Annotated in this window: 21 protein-coding genes and 3 pseudogenes; 13 read left to right on the top strand and 11 right to left on the bottom strand. The window is 69.6% G+C overall.

Going from position 1 to position 22,885, the window contains the following annotated elements; all coding sequences use genetic code 11:
* Positions 1–135: 135 nt before the first annotated feature.
* Together OG223_RS06705 and OG223_RS06700 are read right to left on the bottom strand one after the other, a co-directional pair.
* Entirely contained in the window at positions 136–459 is a 324-nt protein-coding gene (locus OG223_RS06705) for a hypothetical protein (protein WP_329243778.1), read from the bottom strand.
* A 99-nt stretch (positions 460–558) separates the two neighbouring features.
* Complete coding sequence (locus OG223_RS06700) at positions 559–735, bottom strand: hypothetical protein (RefSeq protein ID WP_329243775.1); 177 nt, start codon at positions 733–735, stop codon at positions 559–561.
* A 59-nt stretch (positions 736–794) separates the two neighbouring features.
* Here OG223_RS06700 and OG223_RS06695 point away from each other — a divergent pair, with 59 nt between their 5' ends.
* The gene (locus tag OG223_RS06695; protein ID WP_329243772.1) at positions 795–968 is read left to right on the top strand and encodes a hypothetical protein; all 174 of its coding nucleotides are present in this window, start codon (positions 795–797) and stop codon (positions 966–968) included.
* A 90-nt stretch (positions 969–1,058) separates the two neighbouring features.
* On the top strand, positions 1,059–1,271 hold the full coding sequence (locus OG223_RS06690; protein WP_443073691.1) for a Tn3 family transposase: 213 nt from the start codon (positions 1,059–1,061) through the stop codon (positions 1,269–1,271).
* Positions 1,272–1,340: 69 nt separating this feature from the next.
* On the opposite strand, the gene OG223_RS06685 is transcribed toward OG223_RS06690, so the two are convergent.
* The gene (locus tag OG223_RS06685; RefSeq protein WP_329243769.1) at positions 1,341–2,534 is read right to left on the bottom strand and encodes an MFS transporter; all 1,194 of its coding nucleotides are present in this window, start codon (positions 2,532–2,534) and stop codon (positions 1,341–1,343) included.
* Between the two features lie 42 nt (positions 2,535–2,576).
* Here OG223_RS06685 and OG223_RS06680 point away from each other — a divergent pair, with 42 nt between their 5' ends.
* Together OG223_RS06680 and OG223_RS06675 are read left to right on the top strand one after the other, a co-directional pair.
* Complete coding sequence (locus OG223_RS06680) at positions 2,577–3,218, top strand: CGNR zinc finger domain-containing protein (RefSeq protein ID WP_329243766.1); 642 nt, start codon at positions 2,577–2,579, stop codon at positions 3,216–3,218.
* Positions 3,219–3,242: 24 nt separating this feature from the next.
* Positions 3,243–3,626, top strand: a pseudogene (locus OG223_RS06675) (recombinase family protein); the annotation flags it as partial.
* A gap of 294 nt (positions 3,627–3,920) precedes the next feature.
* On the opposite strand, the pseudogene OG223_RS06670 reads toward OG223_RS06675, so the two are convergent.
* The 4 genes and pseudogenes from OG223_RS06670 to OG223_RS06655 form a co-directional block, all read right to left on the bottom strand.
* A pseudogene (locus OG223_RS06670) lies at positions 3,921–4,492 on the bottom strand (NAD(P)/FAD-dependent oxidoreductase); the annotation flags it as partial.
* Between the two features lie 201 nt (positions 4,493–4,693).
* Complete coding sequence (locus OG223_RS06665; protein WP_329243764.1) at positions 4,694–5,005, bottom strand: DUF3040 domain-containing protein; 312 nt, start codon at positions 5,003–5,005, stop codon at positions 4,694–4,696.
* Positions 5,006–5,244: 239 nt separating this feature from the next.
* Positions 5,245–5,355, bottom strand: a pseudogene (locus OG223_RS06660) (plasmid stabilization protein); the annotation flags it as partial.
* A gap of 268 nt (positions 5,356–5,623) precedes the next feature.
* Positions 5,624–6,400, bottom strand: a complete 777-nt coding sequence (locus OG223_RS06655) for a response regulator (RefSeq protein ID WP_329243761.1) — start codon at positions 6,398–6,400, stop codon at positions 5,624–5,626.
* 116 nt (positions 6,401–6,516) lie between these two features.
* Here OG223_RS06655 and OG223_RS06650 point away from each other — a divergent pair, with 116 nt between their 5' ends.
* Both OG223_RS06650 and OG223_RS53915 read left to right on the top strand, forming a co-directional pair.
* Positions 6,517–8,121, top strand: a complete 1,605-nt coding sequence (locus OG223_RS06650) for a sensor histidine kinase (protein WP_329243759.1) — start codon at positions 6,517–6,519, stop codon at positions 8,119–8,121.
* Positions 8,118–8,459: a hypothetical protein gene (locus tag OG223_RS53915; protein WP_443073690.1), complete on the top strand. Its 342-nt coding sequence runs from the start codon at positions 8,118–8,120 to the stop codon at positions 8,457–8,459. The genes OG223_RS06650 and OG223_RS53915 overlap by 4 nt, the downstream gene beginning before the upstream one ends.
* On the opposite strand, the gene OG223_RS06640 is transcribed toward OG223_RS53915, so the two are convergent.
* Entirely contained in the window at positions 8,441–9,031 is a 591-nt protein-coding gene (locus tag OG223_RS06640) for a CGNR zinc finger domain-containing protein (protein WP_329243757.1), read from the bottom strand. The genes OG223_RS53915 and OG223_RS06640 overlap by 19 nt on opposite strands.
* Before the next feature lie 106 nt (positions 9,032–9,137).
* Here OG223_RS06640 and OG223_RS06635 point away from each other — a divergent pair, with 106 nt between their 5' ends.
* Both OG223_RS06635 and OG223_RS06630 read left to right on the top strand, forming a co-directional pair.
* Positions 9,138–10,451, top strand: coding sequence for an MFS transporter (locus OG223_RS06635; RefSeq protein ID WP_329243754.1), 1,314 nt, complete (start codon positions 9,138–9,140; stop codon positions 10,449–10,451).
* A gap of 360 nt (positions 10,452–10,811) precedes the next feature.
* On the top strand, positions 10,812–11,765 hold the full coding sequence (locus OG223_RS06630; protein WP_329243751.1) for a sugar ABC transporter substrate-binding protein: 954 nt from the start codon (positions 10,812–10,814) through the stop codon (positions 11,763–11,765).
* 148 nt (positions 11,766–11,913) lie between these two features.
* On the opposite strand, the gene OG223_RS06625 is transcribed toward OG223_RS06630, so the two are convergent.
* The 3 genes from OG223_RS06625 to OG223_RS06615 all read right to left on the bottom strand — a co-directional run bounded on the left by OG223_RS06625 (position 11,914) and on the right by OG223_RS06615 (position 16,333).
* Entirely contained in the window at positions 11,914–13,116 is a 1,203-nt protein-coding gene (locus OG223_RS06625) for an IS110 family transposase (protein ID WP_329240994.1), read from the bottom strand.
* Positions 13,117–13,414: 298 nt separating this feature from the next.
* A complete protein-coding gene (locus tag OG223_RS06620; protein WP_329243748.1) occupies positions 13,415–14,758 on the bottom strand; it encodes an aminomethyl transferase family protein in 1,344 nt (447 codons plus the stop codon).
* Positions 14,759–15,433: 675 nt separating this feature from the next.
* Positions 15,434–16,333 (bottom strand): LacI family DNA-binding transcriptional regulator, encoded by a 900-nt coding sequence (locus tag OG223_RS06615; RefSeq protein ID WP_329243744.1) that lies wholly within the window; start codon positions 16,331–16,333, stop codon positions 15,434–15,436.
* A gap of 660 nt (positions 16,334–16,993) precedes the next feature.
* On the opposite strand from OG223_RS06615, the gene OG223_RS06610 reads away from it, so the two are divergent.
* The 5 genes from OG223_RS06610 (at position 16,994) to purU (ending at position 22,760) form a co-directional block, all read left to right on the top strand.
* Positions 16,994–18,217, top strand: coding sequence for an NAD(P)-binding protein (locus OG223_RS06610; protein WP_329243740.1), 1,224 nt, complete (start codon positions 16,994–16,996; stop codon positions 18,215–18,217).
* A 169-nt stretch (positions 18,218–18,386) separates the two neighbouring features.
* Entirely contained in the window at positions 18,387–19,277 is an 891-nt protein-coding gene (folP, locus tag OG223_RS06605; protein WP_329243737.1) for a dihydropteroate synthase, read from the top strand.
* A gap of 106 nt (positions 19,278–19,383) precedes the next feature.
* Positions 19,384–20,727, top strand: coding sequence for an aminomethyl transferase family protein (locus OG223_RS06600; RefSeq protein WP_329243734.1), 1,344 nt, complete (start codon positions 19,384–19,386; stop codon positions 20,725–20,727).
* A 255-nt stretch (positions 20,728–20,982) separates the two neighbouring features.
* Positions 20,983–21,855, top strand: a complete 873-nt coding sequence (locus OG223_RS06595) for a methylenetetrahydrofolate reductase (protein WP_329243732.1) — start codon at positions 20,983–20,985, stop codon at positions 21,853–21,855.
* Positions 21,852–22,760, top strand: coding sequence for a formyltetrahydrofolate deformylase (purU, locus tag OG223_RS06590; protein WP_329243729.1), 909 nt, complete (start codon positions 21,852–21,854; stop codon positions 22,758–22,760). The genes OG223_RS06595 and purU overlap by 4 nt, the downstream gene beginning before the upstream one ends.
* The last annotated feature ends 125 nt before the right edge of the window (positions 22,761–22,885 follow it).

Below are 22,885 nucleotides of genomic sequence, written 5' to 3'. Positions count from 1 at the left end.
CCCATGCAGGCGTCTGCGATGAACTGTCGCTCGTCCGCTTTCCCGGTTCTCCGCTGCTTGTTACGGCGATCGGGCTCAGAACCCCCGATGATCACGCGGTGGTCGTGCCCGTTCCCGGCCGACCCTGACACGTGGTCATGAAGCGAGATGCGGTTCGCCGAACAGGTCGTGAGGCCACCAGGCCGGGTCGGCGTCGGCGGGGGCGTCGGCAGGGCTGGTGGTGATGACCGCGTCGGCGAGCTCTGCCTCCTGCCGGTATCCGTCGAGCACGTCGACGGCCGAGGCTTCCGGAGGCACGTTCCAGTGCCATCCGGATGACAGCACCGGCCGTCGCAGCGCATCCGCGTCGAGCCCGTCAAGGATGCCGAGAACGTGGCGGTCCTGCCCGTCCAGGACCCGAACAAGCGCCCTGGCCTCACTGTCCGGAGCCGTTTCGCTCGCACTCTCGGTCACGGGCACCAGGATTCCTCAACTCCTGGGGCCAGGTGGGGAGTTCTCCGCCTCGCAGGACCCACCGTCAACGGCCGTGGTGTGTGTGCCTTCCGTGGAAGGAACTGGTCAGTCCTCGCCTCTGACGATGTTCCCCTCCGCGCTCGCGCGCACCGTGGCGGAGAATCCGCTGCTGTCCACCGCGGGAACGCACGTGCGTACGCCCTTGCCGTGGCGGTGCCGGGCCTTCGACCAGCCGGTCCTGGCCACGTTCAGGGCTGTCTGTTCGGCGGTGCGCGCGGTCACGGCGCTTCAACTTCTCTCTGTGTCGGTCGAGCTCTCGATGGGGCGTTCACCGGGTTCCCGTGGGCAACGGCCGTGAAACGCCGTCCCGCTCGGCGAAGGCGCTGGAGCAGGAGCAGGAGATCAAGGCGAGGGTGCAGGAGCGCTCGCTGATCGGGATCATTTTCCGCACGGCGTACTGGGTGGAGTGGTGGCGCCGCTTCGGCTCCGCCTCCGGTGACGAGCCACGTTCGTGAAGGGCACCAAGATGGGCCCCTACCAGGCCGCCCGCCACATCCCCGGCGTGAGCGGGCACGAGCTGTCGCCGGCCGCGAACCGGCACCCCCATGGACACCTACCTCAACAACCTGCTCTCCGAGACGTCCGTGCGGTACGGCAAGCCGGGCGCCATCGCCTACCGCCACATCTCGGACACGTACATCACGCTGTTCACACACTTCATCCCGTGCGGCGTGTGGGAGGCCGTCTACATCATCGAGGGCCTACTCAAGAACACCTCCGAGCTGAAGCCGACCACTGTGCACGGCATCCAGACTTAGACATACGACCCGCACCTCGACGTCGACTTCAAGCCCGCTACGCGGCGACGACCGGGCCGGAGCCGGCGGCTACGGACAGGCAGCCTGATCCCGAGCGGGCGTCGCGTCCCGTTCGCGGCCGTCGTCGGCGGTGCTGATCCAGGCGGGATGCAGGGCCGCGAGGATCAGACACGCAAAGGACATGGCGCACCACAACCCGAGAGTTCCGGCATGCTCAAGCATCTGTGTGCCGATGAGCGGGGCGGCGATCCCGCCGATGCCCCAGCTTGTGCCGTAGACCGCCAGGTATCGCCCCTTCCCTCCGGCGGGGGCCATGCCGGCAACGAGTGCGTACGCGCGGCCCACGAGGAGCAGGTCGCCCACGCTCCACACGATGGTTGCCGCGATGTAGGCGACCAGGCCGTGAGCGAGAGCGTATCCGGCAAGCCCAAGCGCCAGCAGGAGATAGCCGCCGGCGAAGGCGGCAGGTGCCGGGAGTGTTGCGAGTCGTTTGAGCCGCAACAGTGGCTGCCCGGCGGTGATGGTGAGGGCGGACGTGGTGAACAGCAGCCCGGTGTCGGCCGGTTGCAGTCCCTGGAGTTCCAGGGACAACGGCAGCGCGATCATGATCTGGAGGTAGACCACCGCGAACAGCGTCCCTGCCGCGAGCATCACGAGCAACGAGCGATCTCGCCAGGGGGCGACGGTGACCGCGTGCTCTGTTGCCGCTGCCGCGGAGGGGCGGTCCGCGGGCAGGACCAGGTGCACGGTCAGCGCGCAGAGCAGGCAGGTGAGGGCATCGACCACGAAGAGCCACCGCAGGTCCCAGCGCCCCAGCACGGCCGCCAGAAGGCCCGCACCCATGCCGGCTACTGCCAGGGCCGCGTTCAACAGGCCGTAGACGCGGACCTGTTCACCCGGCCCCACGACATCCGCGATCATCGCCTGGCTGGGCGGCTCGTAGATTTCGAAGGCCAACCCCATCAGCACCGCGAAGCAGGCCGCCGGCACCAGGCCGTTGGACGAGGCGATGCCCAGTTGTGCCACCGCGCACGCGGTCAGCCCGACCACGATCGTGCGTCGTCGGCCGATACGGTCGGCCAGGCGACCGCCGACCAGGCGCGAGGGAATCGTGGCGAGCCCGAAGGCGGCGCCGATGTACCCGGCGACGACGGTGCCGGCACCGAAACTCGTCGTGATCAGCACGGTGAGGAACGGCAGGGAGAACGCCCCCAGCCGGTTCACCGCCCGCGCCGCAATCAGCAACCGCACCGCTCGCGGCAAGTGCTTCCCACCCTGTGCAGACCCCACGAAACCCTCTCGTGCGTGACCGACGAAACGACTATCGTCGGTTGCGCATGCACGCTAAGGGTTGAAGGAGTGACCGGTCAAGTGATGTTCGATGGTCACGTGGTGACGCTGCTCGATGCAGCCGTCTCCCTCGTGAATACGCTGACCGACGGCACCCGACAGGGTCGCCCCTACACCGCTCCGCACGGGGATCAGCTCCCGCAGGCGGTGCACGAGGCGCTCCCTCCTGCGTCGCAGCGCTCCACGGTCGAACCGGGCCACGCCGCATATCTCGCTCACACTGCCCAGCAGATGCGGGCGGTGTTCGAGGCCGTCGACAACGGCCACATCGATCAGGCGGCCCAGATGGTGAACGTCCTGCTACTCGCCGCCGGCTCCCGCCCTCAGCTCGATCGCGTCGACGGCGAGCCCTGGCAAGTCCACTTCCATGGCTCCGATGACAGCCTCTCCGTGGGGTGGAGTGCCGGATGCGCCACTGCCCTCGCTCTGGCGATCGGCAGCAACCTCGCCGGACGCCTCGGCGTCTGCACGGCCCCGCACTGCGACCGCGTGTACGTGGACGCTTCCCGTAATACGGTCCGCCACTTCTGCTCCCCGGCCTGCCGGAGCCGAGTCAAGGCAGCGGCCTTCAGGGCGCGCAAAGCGTCCCGGAACTGAGCAGCTCGAGGCTGCAGCGCCCGAGTGGTTGACATTCCCTCTGGACGAGGGGGGATCGAGGACCCGGTCGTTTTCGAGGAGCAGGCCGGGACTTCCAGCCGCCTTCACCCGCTGGAGCGGCCGAAGTTCGGCGAGCTGCTGACGTACGCGCGGCCGGGCGACGCCGTGCACATCTCCGAGATGTTCCGCCTCCTGCGTGGCACCGGGCACATCGTCCACCGCGAGCAGGTGGCCCTGCGCATCCACGACGGCACGTTCTCCGCGATGGACCTCACCGCCCGCCACCCGCGTACCGGCGAGCTGCTGTCCACCGTGAAGTTCATGGTGCGGACTCTCGCCGCTGCCGGTGAACTCCAGCGCGACCTCCAGCGAGAGCTGGCCTACGACGGCCTGCGAGCCGCCGAGGCGAAGGGCAAGAAAGGCGGCCGCCGCCCCGCCGTCGCGGCTGACAAGACCGACGCCGTGCGCGCCGCGTACCTGGAAGGTAGCTCCATCGCCCCCCTCGCCCGCGACCCCCACGTCAGCCGCAGCGCCATCCGAACCGCCGTCGCCGACCTGCTGCCCGAGTACACGGCCGCCGATCTCCCGGACGTCCTGGCCCCGGAGTTGCCGGTCGTTCTCGACATGCCGGGCAAGATCGCCGACTTCCTCAGCCCCCAAGATCATCCCGCGGCGGGCTCCTGGCGTATTTGGGTCATGCCCCACTGCAACCTCGCGGGCGCGCACCGACACTTCGGTGTCGGTCGTCAGCACGCAGGGTTCGCCCTCGCTGAGACCCGCGACCCGCGTGTCCTCGTACACGGCACCACCGTGCCGGCGAAGGTCGTCCGCGAGCGCCAGCAGGTACGTCCGGGGGTGGACCTGGGCCTGGCCCGTAACCCGCACCGCGCCGGCCACAGGGAAGGGCAGGTCGGTTTCTGTGACGAAGCCGGCCGGCAGCCCCGCCCTCGCGTGCCGCCTCCTCCCACTCGCAGTCGATGCCCAACTCCTCGACGATCTCGGCGGCGTGGCGGATCGCGGCGGACTGCGAGCGCGCGTACAGCCGGGTGTCCTCGGGGCCGCGGGTGCGGTGGAGATGGTCGTAGACGAGCGTGTGCAGGGCGGTGAGCTTGGCCGACGTGTGAGTGGTGACATCGGCGGCGAGCCGTCCGGCCTCCAGTACGGCCACCTCGCGTCGCTGTCGGGTCAGTTCCCAGGCCGTGCTGAGTCCCGCGATGCCGGCGCCGACTACCGGCGACGTCCACGGAGAGGTCATGTGATGGCGGGGGAGTGGGCGGGCGGTGCGGTCTCCGGCGACTACGACCCCTTGGTCTCTGCCTTGGCGTTCATGGCCGGCGAGTTCCCGATGGCGACGGGATCCGCGACGGCGCGCCAGGAGCCGCAGGCGGCTCAGCGCCGGGTGACGCCCACGGTTTCGCTGCCGTGCGGCCGGATCTGCCGGCCTGAACTGCCGGGCGAAGGCGTCGAGTTCGCGGTCATGGCCTGGTGCGCGCCTCCGCGTCGGCCGGATGGCGCAGCAGTCGGAAAGCCAGCAGGAGGGTGACGGGCCACAGCGCGGTGAAGCACCACAGGACGGCGAGGTTGGTGGTGAGGATTCCCGTGACGAGGAGAAGCAGCGAGGCACACGTCAGGGCGGCCACCGACATCGACAGCCATGGCCGGGCACCCGGGTGGCGCATACGCCGGACGAGGTGTCGGTCCTGGCGGAGTTCCGCCTCGATGAGCAACAGGGAGAGTCGTTCGTACGACGACAGCGCGATGCCGTCGGGGTCATTGCGGTTTTCCACGGTGAGCGCCTCATTCGTCCCGGCGTGTGGCACCGGACCACCGCGCACTGGTGGGCGCGGGCGTCCTGGGTGCTGATGACCGGACGGGTTCCCCGCAAAAGTCGACCGACGCCTCCCAGCGGTCGAGCCGGCAGTCTTCTGGCCGTTTTTCCGGGTACTCGGTGCCTCGCACACACCGAGGCGAGCTGGTCCGTTCGACAGGCCTGCCCCGGCGAGGAACACGTAAGGAGGGACTCATGCGTCCGCGCGGCGAGCTCCTTCGCCCGCCCGGCGGAGGCTCCCCGCTGCTCCGCGCTGTCCTTGATGTGCTCGTACTGCCGCTCCCGTTTGGGGCTGGAACCTGCCGGCATGACCGCTCTCCTCGCCTCGGGATCAACGTGGGGACGTGTGTCCCCACTCCTCGGGTGCTCAGTACGGGGCGAGTCACACTCCTCCCGCCGCTTCCCGTGCCCGATGCCCCGCCGCGCCCCGCGGCCGAGGGCGAACCGAGCGGCGGGGAGAGCCGGTGCCCGCACTCCGGTGGGGAGACGGAGGTGTCCTGACCTGGAGAGCGCGCTCTGCCGGATCGTTCGCCGCCGACTTCTTCCTTCCGTATGGAGGAGGGGGAACGGGCCGCTGTCAGGCGCGGGGCGGGCGGGTGACGGTGTCGAGGTAGAAGGCGTCGATGCTCTGGACGGCGTGCTCGAACTCGTCCAGGTTGACGGGCTTGCTCACGTAGGCGTTGGCATGGCTGCTGTACGCGCCGGCGACGTCGTCGGGAGCGGTGGAGGTGGTGAGCACGACGACGGGGATGGTCTGGAGGTCCTCGTCCGACTTGAGGATCCGCAGCAGGTCGCGTCCGTTCATGCGGGGCATGTTCAGGTCCAGGACGATCAGGTCGGGGCGTGCGCTGGTGCCGCTGCGCAGATGTTCCAGTGCGGCGACTCCGTCGGTGACCTGGACCAGGTTGCGGGCGCCGCGTTCACTGAGGGCTTCCTCGATGAGCAGGGCGTCGGCCATGTCGTCCTCGACGAGGAGAACGTCGAAGGGCCGCGCGGGGGTGGTCATCATCGGATGCTCCAGGGGTGCTTCGTGAGAGTGGTGGAAGAGTCCTGGCCGGCGGCGCCGCGCGCCCTGGCGGGTCAGGCCGCAGGCGGCACCGATCTGCGGGTAGCCGGCGCCCGCGCGGGCCGCGGACACCGCCGCGTCCCGTTGGAGGCGTTCGGCGGCCTGCTGGAGCTGGTCCAGCACATACAGCAGGGTCAGTGCCGGCGCCGCCGGATCCGCCTCCGGTGAGGACGGAGCGTCGTCCAGCAGTTGAAGGGCAAGGCGCCTGGCAAGTCGGCCGACCGCGGCGTCCGCGACGGCTGCCGTTTCCTCGGGGGCGGTCTGCGGAGCGAAGTCCTTGCCGGGCACGGTCCGCACCCTAGGCCCCGGGCTGATCCTTCGACAACTGCTGTTGTCGTACGTCCCCTACAGTTGCCGCTGCCCCCGTATGGTGCCGGCGGCCGTCACAGCGGAGGGGACTCGGGATGAGCGGGAGCACGAGAGCGCGCGCGGGGGCCTTTTCCACCTGGACGACCCGGCGGTGGCTGCGCGTCGGGGCGGTTCTCTCGCTGACGGCCCTGGCCCTCCTGGGGGTGACGGGGGCGTGGATGCTGCAACGCACGGGATCGATCACCGAGAACCTGGTGAACGTGAAATCTCCGGCCCTGAGCACCGCACTGCAACTGGAATCGGCGCTGCTGAACCAGGAGACCGGCATCCGCGGATACGGCCTCACCGGCACCGCCGACTTCCGCACTCCCTACCGGCAGGGGCTCGCCGATCAGGCAACCACCACCGCACGCCTGACCCGGCTGCTCCATGCCGACGCGGCCGGCCTCAAGGATCTGAAGGCCGTACGGGATGCCGTGGAGACCTGGCAGGCACGGGTCGCCCGCCCGATCGCCGCCGCACCCGCCGGCAGCCCCTCACCGCTGGCCACCGAACGCGCCGCGGAGGGCAAGAAGGACTTCGACGCGCTCCGGGCCGCCCTGGCGAGCCAGCAGAAGCGGCTGCGGACGGACCGGACGCAGGCCGCGGCGGACCTCTCCTCCACGATGCTGCTGCGCGACTGGGTCTTCGCCGCGATCGCGCTCGTCATCGCCGTACTGAGCGTGCTGGTCTTCGAAGGGCTGCGCCGCGGCATCACGACACCCCTGGGGCAGCTCGGGAGGGACGCCCGCGCCATCGCCGGCGGCGACTTCGGCCATCCCATCACCCCCACCGGGCCCGCGGACCTGCGCCGGCTCAGCGGCGAGATCGACTTCATGCGCCGGCGCCTGGTACGGGAGCTGGCGTTCACCGAAGAGGCACGCGTGAGGCTCCACGCACAGGCGGCCGACCTGCAACGCTCCAATGCCGAGCTGGAGCAGTTCGCCTACGTCGCCTCCCACGATCTGCAGGAGCCGCTGCGCAAGGTCTCCAGCTTCACCCAGCTCCTCCAACGGCGCTACGGCGGCCAGTTGGACGCCCGGGCCGACCAGTACATCGACTACGCGGTCGACGGCGCGAACCGCATGCAGGTCCTCATCAGCGACCTCCTCGACTTCTCCCGCGTGGGCCGCGTCCACCACGAGCTCCAGAGAGTCGACCTCGATGCGGTGCTCCGGCAGGCCCTGTCCTCTCTGAGCATGAGCATCGAGGAGAGCGAGGCGTCCATCACGCACGATCCGCTGCCCTCGCTGGTCGCCGACCCCACCCAGATGGGCATGCTCTGGCAGAACCTGATCGGCAACGCCGTCAAATTCCGCCACCCCGGCCGGCCACCCACCATCCACATCTCGGCCGCCGAGGAAGGCCCGCTGTGGCGGTTCACGGTGACCGACAACGGCATCGGCATCGGCCCCGAATACGTCGACAAGGTGTTCGTCATCTTCCAGCGGCTGCACACCAAGGACGCCTACGACGGCAGCGGCATCGGCCTGGCCATGTGCAAGAAGATCGTCGAATTCCACGGCGGCACCATCTCCGTCGATCCGGCCTACCAGGACGGCGCCCAGATCACCTTCACCCTCGCAAGCGAGCCCCCCAAGGCCATAAATCCTGCGACCATGCCCGAAGCGACCCGTGCCGACACGGACCCGGGACCGTGACCGACTTCGCCGCAGCCCGTCCCGTAACGCCCTCGCCGGACCGGGCGTACCGCATCCTCCTGGTCGAGGACGACGAGGCGGACGCCGTACTCGTCGACGAACTCCTCCACGACACCGGACCGCGGTTCGCGCCGTCCACACGGACAACGCTCGCCGGGGCCCGCAGCGAGCTCGCCTCCCGCGAGATCGACTGCATCCTGCTCGACCTGCACCTTCCGACGCGTCCTGTGCAGCCACTTCTCCTCGGAAGACCGTCCCACCGCTTCGACGACGTCTCCCACGAGTTGCGCGGCCGCTGGTCGTGCACCGGCGCCGCGAATCACGGCGTCGGCGCGTGAGGTGATCGCGGCGAGGGCTGCGCACGGCGTCGGCGGTAGGCCGCGGCGTTGGCCCGCCCGCCGCAGCTCTGCTTGTCGCACCAGCGGCGGCTGCCGGAACGGGAATGGTCAACGAAAAGTCGGGTGCACTGGGTGTCCGTGCACGCCCGGATGCGACGGTAGTCGGAGCCGCCGAGCAGGACGCACGCCTGGTGGGCCACCGTGGCCAGTACCTGGTCGACGTTGCCGCGCCACACCGCGCGGCCCAACTCCTCCAGCACCGGCGTGAGCTGCTTGCCGGCCGCCGTCCTGCTGATGAACCGCAGGTCCCCGGCGCGGGGTTGCCGCTCCAGCGGACCCGCGGACGCCGTGCGGTAGACGGCCTCACGCAACTTCCGCATCCGCTCGACATCGGCGTCGTCGATTCGCCCGGCAACCTCCGCCAGTCCCGCCTGCTCGATCCACGCGGACAGATCCCGCGGACCGGCCAGCAGCTCGATCGGGTAGCTGCTGCGCCAAGTCAGCGTTGCGGCCAGGTCCAAGGCCAGGTGACCGCTGACGAAAGTGAACTCCACCGCATCAGTGTCGCTCACCCAGGCATACGTCGACAAGATCGTGGAATCAGACCCTTGACCGATAACGCTCGCGGAAATCCGGGGCCCGCTCCATGCGCGCCACGAACCGCGCTACGGCCCCCTGATGACGGGCAGGACCTCGATGGCCGCCACCGCCGCACCCGCCGCCGTCGCCACGCCCACGGCCTGTTACCTCGGCGTCGCGATACCGGCGCGCCTGGCCGACGAGGGAGCGCGCGTCGCACTCGTTCTGCTCGCCCTGGCACGCGAACACAGCGCAAGCCTCGGCGGCCTCCTGGTCGCCGCGCTGATGGTGCCCCACGTGATCGCGGCTCCCGTGGCCGGCGCCCTCGCCGACCGGGTCCGCCATCGCAAGCTCTTCCACGGTCTGGGCCTGGCCGCCTATGGCACCGGTCTGGCCGCGACGGCATGGGCGCTGGGCCGTATCCCCACGGCTCTCGTCCTGCTCCTGGTCCTCGCGGCCGGCTGCTGCGCCCCTCTGGTCACCGGCGGACTCACCAGCCTGCTCGCCGAACTCCTCCCCGAGCGAGCCCTCACCCGCGCCTTCAGCATCGACTCCACCACCTACAACCTGGCGGGCGTCCTCGGCCCCGCGCTGGCAGCGATGCTGGCCGCCACGATCGGTCCGGGCGCGGCACTCTTCGCCCTCGGCATGGCCGCGCTGACCGGTGCCTGTGCCGTGCCCCTGCTGCGGTTGCCTGCCCGCCCGCGCACCAAGGACCGTACGACCGACGCACTTCGGCCCGCCGTCCTCGCGGCCGGCGCCCGGGAAATCCTGGGCAACCCACCGCTGCGGTCCGTGACCTGGGCCAGCAGCATCGGCCAGATCGGCATCGGAGCCCTGCCCGTCATCACGGCCCTGCTGGCCACCGAACGCCATGCAGGCTGGGCGGCGGGCGGTCTGATGACCGCCTTCGCCGTCGGCGCCATGGCGGGCTCCCTCACCTACGCCGTCAAACCCTGGACCCGAACCCGCCCCGAACGAGTAGTGCTGCTGTGCCTGCCACTGATCGCACTGCCTTTGGCCCTGGCCGCATGCGTCGCCGGAATGGCACTGACCACGGCGCTGTTCGCCACGGCGGGCTGGGCGACGGGTCCGCTGTTCAGCACCCTGCTCGCCGCGCGCGAACGGTACGCGCCCCTGCCCTTGCGCACACAGATCTTCACCCTCGGCGCCGGTCTGAAGAGTACGGCGGCCGCGGCGGGAGCAGCCGGGATCGGTGCCCTGGGCGGGCTGGGAGCCGCACCCCTTCTGGGTATGGCAGCCGCCGCGCAGATCGTGGGGGCAGGCGTTGGCGTCGTCCTGCTGACGCACCCGCCGAGGAACGCGCGGCGAGCGAGCGCGTCACGGGAACACGGGACGACACCGGCCGTACGACGTCCCGCACGCCTACGACGGCACCTCCGACCACGTTGAGACGACCCTCCGGCCCGGAGCGCGAGCATGCGCAGAACGCAAGCAAAGATTGCGTGACTGTGTCCTCGCCTCCCGGTATCCGCTCTGCTAGCTTCCGCCTGCGCCAATTCGGCTGAGTGCTAGAACGTTTAAGCGTCGTAGTCGGGCAAATATCAATGAAAGTGAGCCTTGTGAGAGTGGCCGCCCCATTCGGACTTTCGCGCAGAATGTCTGACTTGCGCACCGAAAGGGTGGGTGTCACATCTGTGTCGGCGGATCACGGCTCACGGATCGCGGATCACGAACCGAGCAACTCCGAGAAATTTCCAGCGCTGTCTGCCTTGACGACGAAGTCATGTGCAGCAGAAAGGCTCCCTACACATGCCCATATCCAGCAGGCCGCTGCTCGCAATCGGAGTTGGCCTTGGCCTCTTGGTGACCGGATGCACTCTGGTTCCCGACGCCGGCACCCATTCCACGGGTCCTGTCGTCCTGGGGTTCATCAACGGGGGAACGACGTCGTTCCACACCTGTTTGCAGACGGCGGTCACGAAGACCACGTCGAACAACCTCGCAAAAGTGGTGACCGCCAACTCGAACGGGAGTAAGTCGGCGGAGCTGCGCAATGTGAAGGACATGATCGCGCGCAAGGTCGACGCCATTGTGCTGCTCAGTGTGGACGCCAGTGCCCTGGATGCCGACATCGCTGCGGCGCAGAAGGCGGAGATACCCATCATGCTGATCGCCGTGACGCCCGCGGACGACAGTAAAATCCTCGGCGCCGTCGTCAGTGACTTACCGGGGATAGGCAAGTTGGACGCCCAATGGGTCGATGACGACGCTGCTGGAAAGCCCGCCGAGGCTGTTGTCATCTCCGGCGACGGGAGCACGTCGTCCAACCTGATGGTCGGCGGATTCACAAAGAACCTGGCAGACAATGTAAAGGTCGTGGGGGATGAACGGGGCATGTTCGACCGGGCGACGGCCAAGGCCGCCGCAGCAAGGCTGATCCAGGCTCATTCCGACATCCGGTACGCGTTCGTCGCCAACGAGGACATGGCCTTCGGCGTGCGTGAGGCGTTCGACGCGGCGGGCGCGAAGAGCGTGAAGATCGTGACCGTCAACGGCACCGACCAGGGGCTCGCCGCTCTCAAGAACGGGAAGTTCGCGGCGACGGTCTCCAACTCGGTCCAGGACTTGGGGGCACTGGCGGTGACCCACACGCTCTCCTTGCTGCGCAAGGAAGAGAAGGAGAAGATCGCTCGCATCGACGCACGTCTGGTGACCAGATCCAACGCGGACACCGCGCCCCTGTACTGCGACACGGACAGCTGACCGTTCAATCCGGGCGATGGTGTTTCCCGGTGCGCCGCCCGCGGAGTCGTACGGCCGGCTACTGGCAGTGGTGGTGCGGGCGGGGCACCAGGCGGGAGCCGCCTGCCTGGTGCCCCGCCCTGCGGGGGGGGTGCCTCTATGTCTTTCGTCAAGCGAGGCGTGGGGTTCTGGGTTCGTAGAAGGTGCCGTCGCGGAGCATCGCGAACAGGACGTTGATGCGTTGGCGGGCGAGGCGGAGGAGGGCTTGTGTGTGGGTTTTCCCTCGGGCCCGGCATTTGTCGTAGTAGGTGCGGGAGGCGGGATCGTGCAGGGCGGCGAACGCGGAGAGGAACATCGCGCGTTTGAGTTGCCGGTTGCCGCCTCGTGGCGCGTGTTCGCCGTGGATGGAGGTGCCCGACGACGTCGTGGTCGGGGCGAGGCCGGCGTAGGAGGCCAGGTGGGCGGAGGTGGGGAAACTGGTGCCGTCGCCGACGGTGACCAGCAGGGTGGCGGCGGTCCTGACGCCGACGCCGGGCAGCGACGTCAGGACCTTCGAAAGAGGGTGATCCTCCAGCAGGACTGTGATCTGGGCTTCTGTGGCCCGGCGTTGTTCGTGGACGGCTCCGAGCGAGCGGGCCAGGGAGGGGATCACGATGTCGAGGGTGCCGGTGCCGGGAACGACGACGGTCTGTTCGTCGAGTGCGTCGAAGACGTCGTCGATCAGCCGCTGGGCCATCCTGGGGGCCTTGGGCCGGATCACCTCAACCAGCTTGCGGCGTCCGGCTTTTCGCAGAGCGGCAGGGGATCCGTAGCGTTCCAGCAGCCAGGTCACAGCCTGATGGTCCAGACGCGGTCCCAGGACCCGCTCGAGGCTGGGGTGGAACTGGGTGAGCAGGCCGCGGATCCGGTTGGAGGTGCGGGTGGCCTCGGCCGCCAGATCCTGGTCGAAGCCGACGAGGACCGTGAGTTCGGCGGTGATCTCGTCGGTCGCCTCCAGCGAGCGCAGTGTGTGCGGCAGGGTGCGGGCGGCGTCGGCGATCACGGCCGCGTCGCGGGCGTCGGTTTTGGCCTCGCCCGGGTAGAGATCGGCGATCCGCCGCATCGACAGGCCCGGCAGGTAGGCGACCTTGCAGCCGGCATCCCGGGCCACCGTCAGTGGCAGGGCGCCGATGGAGGCGGGCTGGTCGACGATCACCAGGACGGTGCCGAACTTGGCCTTCAGCTTCTCGAAGACGTCCCGCAGTTTCGGCTCGGTGTTGGGCAGGGGTTTGTCGAAGACCTTCTTGCCGGCCGGGGTGAGTCCGTGTCCGTGATGGGTGCTCTTGCCGACGTCCAGGCCGAGGATGACGCCTATGTCGTCGTTGTCGTTCACGCCGTCCTCCCGAACGGATGTCGTGCGTGCTGGCCGGGGCGTTGGCGTCGTATGCGCGCATCCACGTTATGCAGACCTGCCGCCCGCGTACTGCCGGGCATTGCGCCAGGCCGGGCGGTAGTCGGACCTCTCATCAGCGTCTCCAACGGCGCCTCCCGGGCCCGGTGGCACCACCCCCCAGGTCATCGGTTCGACAGGGGGGAACAGCCATGCCGGGCCCGGAGGCCAGCGGTCCCATTGCGGAACCGCGAAGAAGATAACGGGGGGAGTCGGAGAGAGTCGTCGGAGCGGACCGTCGTCAGTGCCTGTCGCCGGCGAAGGGCCTGCGGGTGACGGTGGCTCGGATGGTGGTCTGGGAGTGGCGTTCGACGGTGGGGTTGGCGGAGCCGCCGTCGGGCTCGCCCCAGACCAGTTCGACCTGCTGTCCGTAACGGACGTCGTCGTCGATCATGACGACGGAGATCCAGCCGCGGACGTTGGTGGTGTAGCTGCACAGGGTCGAGAGGCCGACGAGGCGCCCGTTGCTCTCGACGCGGTCGAACTGGGAGGCGGCGTAGAAGGCGGCGGGCATCTCGATGTGCTTGAAGCGTCGGTCGCCCTGCTCGTACTGGGAGGCGAAGACGCGGGCGACGTCGTCGCGGTGCCAGGCGAGCCACGCCTTCCGGCGGTGCTTCTCGCCCTTCCGGCGCTCCAGGGCCTCGCGGCCGATGAAGTCGTGGTCGAACTTGAGGATGTGGCCGTAGCCCAGGTCCCAGGGGGTGACGTAGTAGTCCTCGACGCGGTCGGAGGCGAAGCTGCCGCCGAGCGAGAGGTTGGCCTCGAAGGTCCTGACGCCGAGCCATTCGCGGTACGTCTTCATGCTCTCGCCCGAGTACACGGCGGGGACGGTGTTGGCGATCCAGCCGGACTCGGTGGCCACGGAGGCATAGGCGCGGCCGCCGATCTGGCGGACGCCGAAGGGCTCGCCGGCTTCCAGGATGGCGTCGCGGACGTCGTCGATGTGTTCGTAGGGGCCGAAGAACTCAAGGCCGGGGAAGCCGGACATACGGTGGTTGAGGGCGGTGACCTCGTACTTGCCGATGTTGAACTTGCCCATGCTGAAGAAGGGGATGCCGGGCATGGGACCGCCGTTGACCTTCTCGAAGATCGCCGAGGCGTGCGGGCCCTGAAGCTGGAGGCGGAAGAACTCGCGGCCGTGCGGGTTCTGCGCGGTGCGCTCGTCGCGGCGCAGGGTGACGTCGTAGCCGCCGGTCTCGGCATGGAACTGGACCCAGTTGAGGGCCGGCGGACGGCCGACGAGACGGACGTGGTTGTCGGCGAGGCAGAAGAGGATGCAGTCGCCGATCATGTTGCCGTCGTGGTTGACCGCGATGAACTGCTTGGCCTTCATCGGGCCGAAGCCCTGGAACGTGTTGGCGCCGAGGTCGGAGAGCAGGCGGTAGCAGTCGGGGCCTTCGACGGTGAGGTCGGTCATGTGGTGGGACAGATCCATCAGCGCCGCCGAGTTGCGCCAACTCTCCTGTTCGTCACGCCAGTTGGAGAACTCGGCCTTGATAGGGAACGGGTAGGCGCCGGATCGGCCGCTGCGCAGCAGGCCCAATGGCCCTCCGGCGGCCTGGATCTGGTCTTCGAGGTGTGCCATCGGTTTCTCCATGTCGTCGCGATGCGTGGGTGAGGCGCCGGGACCGGCGTGGCCGGCCGTTGCGGTGGCGGCGGGGCGAGGCCGTTTGCGGCGCCTGGCGTCGTGAGTGACCCGGCTCGGGGGTGTCGCGGCTGATGGGTGCGGCGGCCCGAACGGGCGGGCACGCCGGAGGGGTGGAAGCCCTCAGCCTCCGTCGGCGTGGTGAACTGTACGGTACGGTACACCTCTGATGCGCTCAAGGGCCGGGCGCGGAATTTCTGAAGCGGATGGCCGACGGCGGCGGGCCGCAGGTCACGTTCCGCGTCTCCGGACGGTGACGTCGCGTCCGCGAGGCCCCCTCCTCAGGAGGGCTCCGGCGTCAGTGGAGACATGGACGTGCGCGGTGTTTCCGGTCGCAGGAACCGAAGCTGTCGGAACCCATGGCTGTGCGGAACCGCGACTGATCATGCCTCGGGAAGCCGCGCCGGCAGCGATCACGGCGGACGCTCTCGGTTGTGAACGCGTGCGCGTGAAGCCGACCCCGGCCGCGGGCCCGGAGATCACCGAGGGCGAAGCGCGTACCTCCTGGGAGACGGCGTGCGGCGCACGGTCATGATGCAGAGCTCCGCACTGCGACGGAGGCCGCGGTCACCAGGGCGGGACGCCGAAGCCGCAACCGTGGAGTGGCCCGCCCCGTCAGATCGACTCGCGAACGACGACCCGAGCCGGCGGAGGCTCCAGACCACTGCTGTCGAGCCCCAGGGCGAGCCGGGCGCTGAGTCGGCCGTGGGCCTCGCCGTCGACGTTGATCGTGGTCAGCGAGGGGATGACGTGTTCGCCGTAGCCGTTGTCGTCGAAGCCGATCACGGCCGTGTCGTCCGGCACGCGTCGGCCCAGGTCGCGCAGGGCGGTGAGGACGCGCAGGGCCACGTCGTCGTTGAAGCCGGCGATCGCGGTCGGCTCGGGGGCTTGGGAGAGGAGTGCCTTGACGGCATCGGCGCAGGCGGACCGGTCCTGGGGGGCGATGAAGGACACCGGAGCGGCGATGCCGAGGTTCTGCGCGGCGTGTTCGGTGAAGCGAAGGCGGGCCGCCGCGAGCGGTGACTCGCTGTCCGGCAACGCCAGGGCGATGCGGGTGTGGCCGTGGTCGACGAGGTGGCGGAGCTGGAGGGCGGTGTGGGCGGCGAGACCGTTGCGCCAGCCGCCTCCCAGGTCGTCGAGGGCATGACCGGTGAGGTACGTCTCGCCGAAGCGGATCACCGCACGGGGGACGATGGCGTCGAGGACCTGCTGGGTGGACTGCGCGGTGTGGTGGCCGGGCCGGACCAGGAGGACGTGGTCGTGGGCTGCCAGTTCCGTGTCGAGGCCGTGGATGTAGCTGCGGGAGTACGCGCCTTCCATGCCCGCGTCGATGTTCAGGACGACGACCCGGGAGGTCCCTTCGCGCAGTGCTCGCGCCACACCGTGCGGAACGTAGCCGAGTGTCCGGGCCGCCTCCTTCACCCGGTCGCGGGTGGCGGCCGAGATCGTCTGGTGGGGGTCGTCGTTGAGAACGAAACTGACGGTGGCGCGAGAGACACCGCTCGCCGCGGCCACGTCGTTCAGCGTGACTCTTCGGGAAGTCCCCATCGCCCCTGCTCTGACGTCGTCATGTGCACCTGAGTCCCAGCGACACGGCGTTCACCCATTGTAAGGAGGCCGGGGACGGCGAAGCACGGGCGGCTACGGGACGTCGAGTGCGCCGGTCCTGCCGGATCGAATTGCCCTTGCTCGGGGCGGTGCTGGACCGTACGGTACGGCGCGGCGGGGTCGGCACCCGCTGGATCGAGCACGTATCAGCGGTTCCGCGTCCCTCTGTATCCGCGCGTCGCCGCGCCGAGCCGTCGGAAAGCCGGGCGAGGGGTGGTACGCCGCGCCGCCACCGGAAGACCGGCCCTGGCTCCCTCGTCGGTCATCCTCGACGATCACCGTCGGCCGAAGGTGACGTGACGGCCGGCTCGGCTTCCCGGACGGGCTCCAGTTGGCCGCTTGCCCACCGGCTCACCGTCAACTCTCAAGGCAGGACGTCGACTTCATGACCTCGAATCCAACGCGTCACACGCATCACGGCCCTGTCCGTTCGTACGTCGTCATCGGTGACACGCATCTGGCCGGCCGGGTGTGCAGTGCCCTTCACGCCTCGTGCGACGCGGTGCGGCACCTCTTGCGTCCACGTGACCCGAACTGCGCGCGGCGCTGGCCCCGCGACCGGCGGGCGTGGCCGTACTGCTCCACGACGACGTCGCGGCCCTGCGCTACGCGCTGGCCGTCGCGCACATCGCGCCCGACGTGCCGCTGATCGTCACGATCTTCGATCGCACGATCGCCGACGAGCTCGCGCGCCTCCTGCCGCAGTGCGACGTCACCTCGCCGGCCGACCTCGCGGCGCCGTCACTGGCCGGCCCGTGCCTGGATCCTTCCTTCGTCGCCGCTCGGCGGCGCGGAGGGTGTGTCCAGGTCGTCCGAGAGCGTGACGGCGTCCTGGAAGCAGAGGAGTCGGCCCTGCCGGGGCAGTGGCGTAGCCGGTATCGCAGAAGGTGGGTCGGGTTCCAGTTGCGCTCCCACGATCCGGGCACCCGGCTGCTCGTCCTGGGCATGCTCGCGATGCTCGTCGTACTCGCCGCCGACTGGGTGTGGCTCACGGCGTCCGGTCATCGCCCGTCCGAGGCGCTGTTCGAGGCCGCCCGGGTCGTGGCCGGCGTCGGTCCGGCCGCCGCGCCACCTGATGCCCACGGCTACCAACTTTTCGCCGTCCTCGCGATGTTGAGCACCGTCGTCTTCACCGCATGCTTCACCGCGGGAGTGGTCGAGCGGATGCTCGGCCCGCGCCTGATCGGGCTGATCGGTCCGCGCACCCTGCCGCGCGCGGGGCACGTCATCGTGGTCGGGATGGGCCAGGTCGGCATGCGGCTCTGCGTCGAACTGCGCGCACTGGGCATCCCCGTCGTGGGCGTCGAACGCGACCCGCGGGCCGCCACCGCGCGGCTGGCACGCACCCTCGGCATTCCCGTGATGGACGGTCACGGCGGCGACCGCCATGTACTGGAACGACTGCGTCTCGGTCACGCCCGGGCGCTGGCCGCCGTCGGTTCCGACGACCTGGACAACGTCGCCGTGGCCCTCGCCGCCCACGGTGTCGCGCCGCACATCCGCGTGGTGATGCGCGCGGGGGAGGACGACGCCATCGCCGAGACGCGCTCGCTGCTGCCCATGGGGGTCGTCTGTGACATCACCGGTCTGGCCGCCGGTTATGTGGTCGCCCGGCTGCGCGCCGAGCCGGTCGGCGACGTGGTCGCTCATCGCGACGAGATCCGGCTGCGGGACACCTCCGGCGTCTGGCGCCGCAGCGCTCTGGTCGGTCACGACCGCTGCGCCCACGTCGAGGGGAGGCGTCAGTCGACCGGCGACGAAATTGAGCCGCTCAGGACTAGAACGATTTAGCGATCCGTTGTAACGTGTTCGCTATATCGATTTAGCTTTTCCAGCTCGCAGGGCGTTCGGCCCGCAGGCGGAGGAGGTCGTTCGACCGATGATCGACATGCGATGCGCCGTTGCGCAGCCACCCCCGAAAGGCCCCGCCGGGCTTCCACGACCCGGCCGGTGCCTGGTGATGGGCATTTTGAACGTGACTCCGGACTCGTTCTCCGACGGCGGCCGGTATGCCGAGACCGGACAGGCCGTGGAACGGGGCCTGCGGCTCGCCGAGGAGGGCGCGGACCTGGTGGACGTGGGTGGCGAGTCCACCCGGCCGGGAGCCGAACCCGTCCCGGTGGAGGCGGAGTTGGCGCGTGTGGTGCCGGTGGTGCGGGAGCTGGTGCGGGCGGAGGTGGCCGTCAGTGTGGACACCATGCACGCGGCGGTCGCCCGCGCCGCGATCGAGGCCGGCGCCTGCATGGTCAACGACGTCAGCGGCGGGCTGGCGGATCCCGCCATGGCCGCCGTCGTCGCGGCGGCCGGGGTGCCGTATGTGGCGATGCACTGGCGTGCGCCCAGCCACGAGATGGACCGCCACGCGGTCTACGGCGACGTCGTCGGCGACGTCACCTCCGAACTGCTGCGCCGCGTGGAAGCGCTCACCGCGGCCGGAATCGATCCGGGGCGCATCATCATTGATCCCGGACTCGGGTTCGCCAAGCGTGCGGCCCACGACTGGGAACTGCTCGCCCATCTGCCAACCCTGCGGGCTGCCGGGTTCCCGGTGCTGGTGGGGGCCTCCAGAAAGCGTTTCATCGGTGCCGCGTTGAGCGACCGGGCGGGGATCGACTCCGCGCCCGGCGACCGGGACGCGGCCACCGCGGCGGTGTCCGCGCTGGCCGCCGCGGCCGGCGCGTTCTGCGTGCGCGTGCACGACGTCCGCTCCAGCTTGCACGCGGTGTGTGTGGCCGCCGCCTGGGCGGGCGACCGCCGGCCCTCGGAGTCGGAGACCGTCGTGCGGAGCGAGTGCAGAAAGGCGCTGCACGAGTCTCGCCAAGCTCCAAACGCGTCTGCTAGCTTGCGCTAGATCGTTCTAGCGATCCCCCTTTTCCTCCCGAAGTGTGTCGATTGTGACGAGCCGCGTCACTAGATCGATTTAGTACTTCAGGGAGATGGCTTTGAGAGGAGCCGCAATGGCAATCCCCAGTCTTCAGGACGGCATCGACAAGGCCGGTTCGCCCATCGGTCTGCTGTGGCAGCCGAACGCCGAACCGTGGACCCCCGAGGTGGTCGAGCGGGAGTACGTCGGATGGCGCCAGGAGCAGGCCGCCTGGCACGAGGGCGTCGCGCTGCTCAACCTCTCGCACCACATGTTCGACCTGTGGATCGAGGGCCCCGACGCCACCCGCGTGCTGGCCGAGTACGGCGCCAACAACTTCGAGAAGTTCGCGATCGGCCAGGCCAAGCAGTACGTACCGGTCACCCGGGACGGGAAGATCGTCACCGACGGCATCCTCGCCCGGCGCGCCGAGAACAAGTACCTCCTCAGCGGTGTCCCCGCCGCCCAGCACTGGGTGCAGTACCACGCCGAGAAGGGCGGCTACGACGTCGGCTTCGAGACCGACGCGTCCTCCGCCTTCCGCCCCGGCGGCGGCGACCCCAAACTGTTCCGCTACCAGATCCAGGGTCCGCTCGCCCTGGAGCTGATCGAGAAGGTCTTCGGCGGCCCGCTGCCGGAAACCAAGTTCTTCCACTCCACGCCGGTCACCCTGGACGGCCGCGACTTCGAGGCGCTGCGCCACGGCATGGCCGGGCAGGCGGGCTACGAGTTCATCGGCCCGTGGGAGCACGCGGGGTATGTGCACGAGGCCTTCCTCAAGGCCGGTGAGCCGCTGGGCCTGGTGCAGGTGGGCGCGCTGGCGTACACCACGCCGAGTGTGGAGAGCGGCTGGATACCCTCGCCGGTCCCGGGCATCTACGTCGACCCCGAACTCGCGGAATACCGCGCCTGGTTGCCCCTGTTCGGCATCGAGGGGAAGCGCCCCCTCAACGGCAGCTACTTCTCGGAGGACATCGAGGACTTCTACGTCTCCCCGTACGAGCTGGGCTACGGCAAGCTGATCCACTTCGGGCACGACTTCCACGGCCGCGACGCCCTGCTCAAGGCGAAGGACGAGCCCCGCCGCACCAAGGTCACCCTGGTCTTCGACGCCGACGACGTGCGCCGGGTCGTCGGCGGGGGAGAGGACGCAGGCTTCGTCCTGACCTACGCCCGCCACCGGGTGGAGACCTCGGCAGGCCTGGTCGGTACGACCATGCAGACCGCGTCGATCGACCCGGTCGGCACCGTGCTGGCGCAGACGCTGATCGACTCCGCCCACGCCGAGCCCGGCACCGAGGTGACCGTGGTCTGGGGCGAGCACCCGGGCCTCGGTACCGACCCCGAGGCCGACCTCGGGTTCCCGCGCATCCGCGCCACGGTTCAGGCCAGCCCGTTCGACCGGCATGCGCGCACGGAGTACCGGCGTAACGCGTAGCGCTCCGCGGGGCCGGCTTTTCGTCTGCGGGTCCGTCGTGGCTGGTCGCGCCCACGCGGCGGAGCCGCACATCGATACCGCCCCGCGCCCCTGCGGGGCGCGCCGTGCACCGCGGGCGGCCGGAGGCGGCATCACGCGTCCGGCCGCCCCCCGCCCCCCGCCCCGCCCGTTTCCCCTCTCGGGGCCGAGAGCCTCACCCCGCCACCGGTCGGGCCGCGCGCCCCGAGGCCCCCTTCCCTATCGACAAGGAGCACGATGAACCCCCTCAGCACAGCCTCGGCGGCGGTGAGCACATCGCTGCTGGAGGACTTCTCCCTGGAGATGACAGGCAAGGACGTCCCGAAGCTGGAGGAGGCCCGGCACTCCATCCCGCAGGGCACCCGCATCAACGTCACCTTCCTCGGCAACGAGAACCTCGCCATGCGCCTGGAGGCGTCCCGGGCGGTGAAGCGCCTCGGCTTCGTGCCGGTGCCGCACATCTCCGCCCGGCGCCTCGGTTCGCAGGCCGATTTCGAGGAGTTCCTCGCCGGCCTGAGGGCCGACGGCACGTGCGCCAACGTCTTCACCGTCGGCGGCGATCCCACCCGCCCCGAGGGCCCCTACGAGGACTCGCTCGCCCTCATCGAGACGGGACTGCTACGGGAGTACGGCGTCCGGCACGTCAGCATCAGCGGCTACCCGGAGGGCCACCCGGACATCGCCGGGGACGCGCTGTGGTCCGCGCTGCGCGAGAAGAACGCGTCCATTGCCGAGCAGGAACTCGACGGCAGCGTCATCACCCAGTTCGGCTTCGACGTGGACCCCGTCCTGGCCTGGCTGGAGAAGGTCCGCGCCGAGGGCATCACGCTCCCCGTCCGGATCGGCGTGCCCGGACCGGCCGGTGTGCGACGCCTGATGTCGTACGCCGCCCGGTTCGGCGTCGGCACCAGCGCCTCCATCGCCAAGAAGTACGGCCTGTCCATCACCAACCTGATGGGCACCGCGGGCCCGGACAAGTTCCTGCGCGCACTCGCGGACGGCTACGACCCGGCCCGCCACGGAGACATAAAGATCCACTTCTACACCTTCGGCGGCCTGCGGGCCACGTCCGAGTGGATCGCCCAGTTCAGGAAGGACAACCTCGTATGACCGTCACGCAGGCCGCGCCCACCGGCATCGCCAAGAAGACCGGGGGAGCCGGGCACCAGGCGTCGCTGATCGTCCAGGGCGCCGACGCCACCGGCATCGTCGCGGCCGTGACCTCGGTCCTCGGCCGGCACGGCGCCAACATCGTGTCCCTCGACCAGTACTCCGACAACCCGCAGGGCGGCGCCTTCTTCCAGCGCACCGTCTTCGGACTGGACGGTCTGCGGGCCGAACTGCCCAGCCTGCGCGCCGACTTCGACAAGGAACTGGTGAAGCCGTACGGCCTCAGCTACACCCTGCGCGACCTGTCCGTGCCGAAACGGGTGGCGATCTTCGCCTCCAAGTCCGACCACTGCCTGCTCGACCTGCTCTGGCGCCACCGGCAGGGTCAACTCCCCGTCAGTATCGCCATGGTGATCTCCAATCACCCCGACACGGCCGAGGATGTGCGGTCGTTCGGCATCCCCTTCTTCCACGTCCCCTCCATGGGAGCGGACAAGTCGGCCGCCGAGGCCGAGCACCTGCGGCTGCTCAAGGACAACGTCGACTTCGTCGTCCTCGCCCGCTACATGCAGATCCTCTCCGGCGACTTCATCGAGCGGGTCGGCGTACCGATCATCAACATCCACCACTCCTTCCTGCCCGCCTTCATCGGTGCCGGTCCCTACGCCAAGGCCAAGGAGCGCGGTGTGAAGCTGGTCGGCGCCACCGCCCACTACGTCACCGAGGACCTCGACGAGGGCCCGATCATCGAGCAGGACGTCGTGCGCGTCAGCCACGCCCACAGCGCCGGCGACCTCACCCGTCGCGGCGCCGACGTGGAACGCGCCGTCCTCTCCCGCGCGGTGCTCTGGCACGCCGAGGACCGCGTCATCCGCAACGGCAAGCACACCATCGTCTTCGCCTGAACCCCCTGTCGTCCTGCCCGCCCCGACAGGGAAACGGGCCCGGAACAGGGGCAGTTGGTCCTGTCGCGCGTCGGGTCACCCGGGGCGGTGGACGCGGCGGGCCGGCACGTATCCCGCACGCACTC

The sequence above is a fragment of the Streptomyces sp. NBC_01478 genome (assembly GCF_036227225.1).
Classification (GTDB): domain Bacteria; phylum Actinomycetota; class Actinomycetes; order Streptomycetales; family Streptomycetaceae; genus Streptomyces.
Note: the sequence above shows the minus strand (reverse complement) of the source record. Positions and strands in the feature narration are given on the sequence as shown.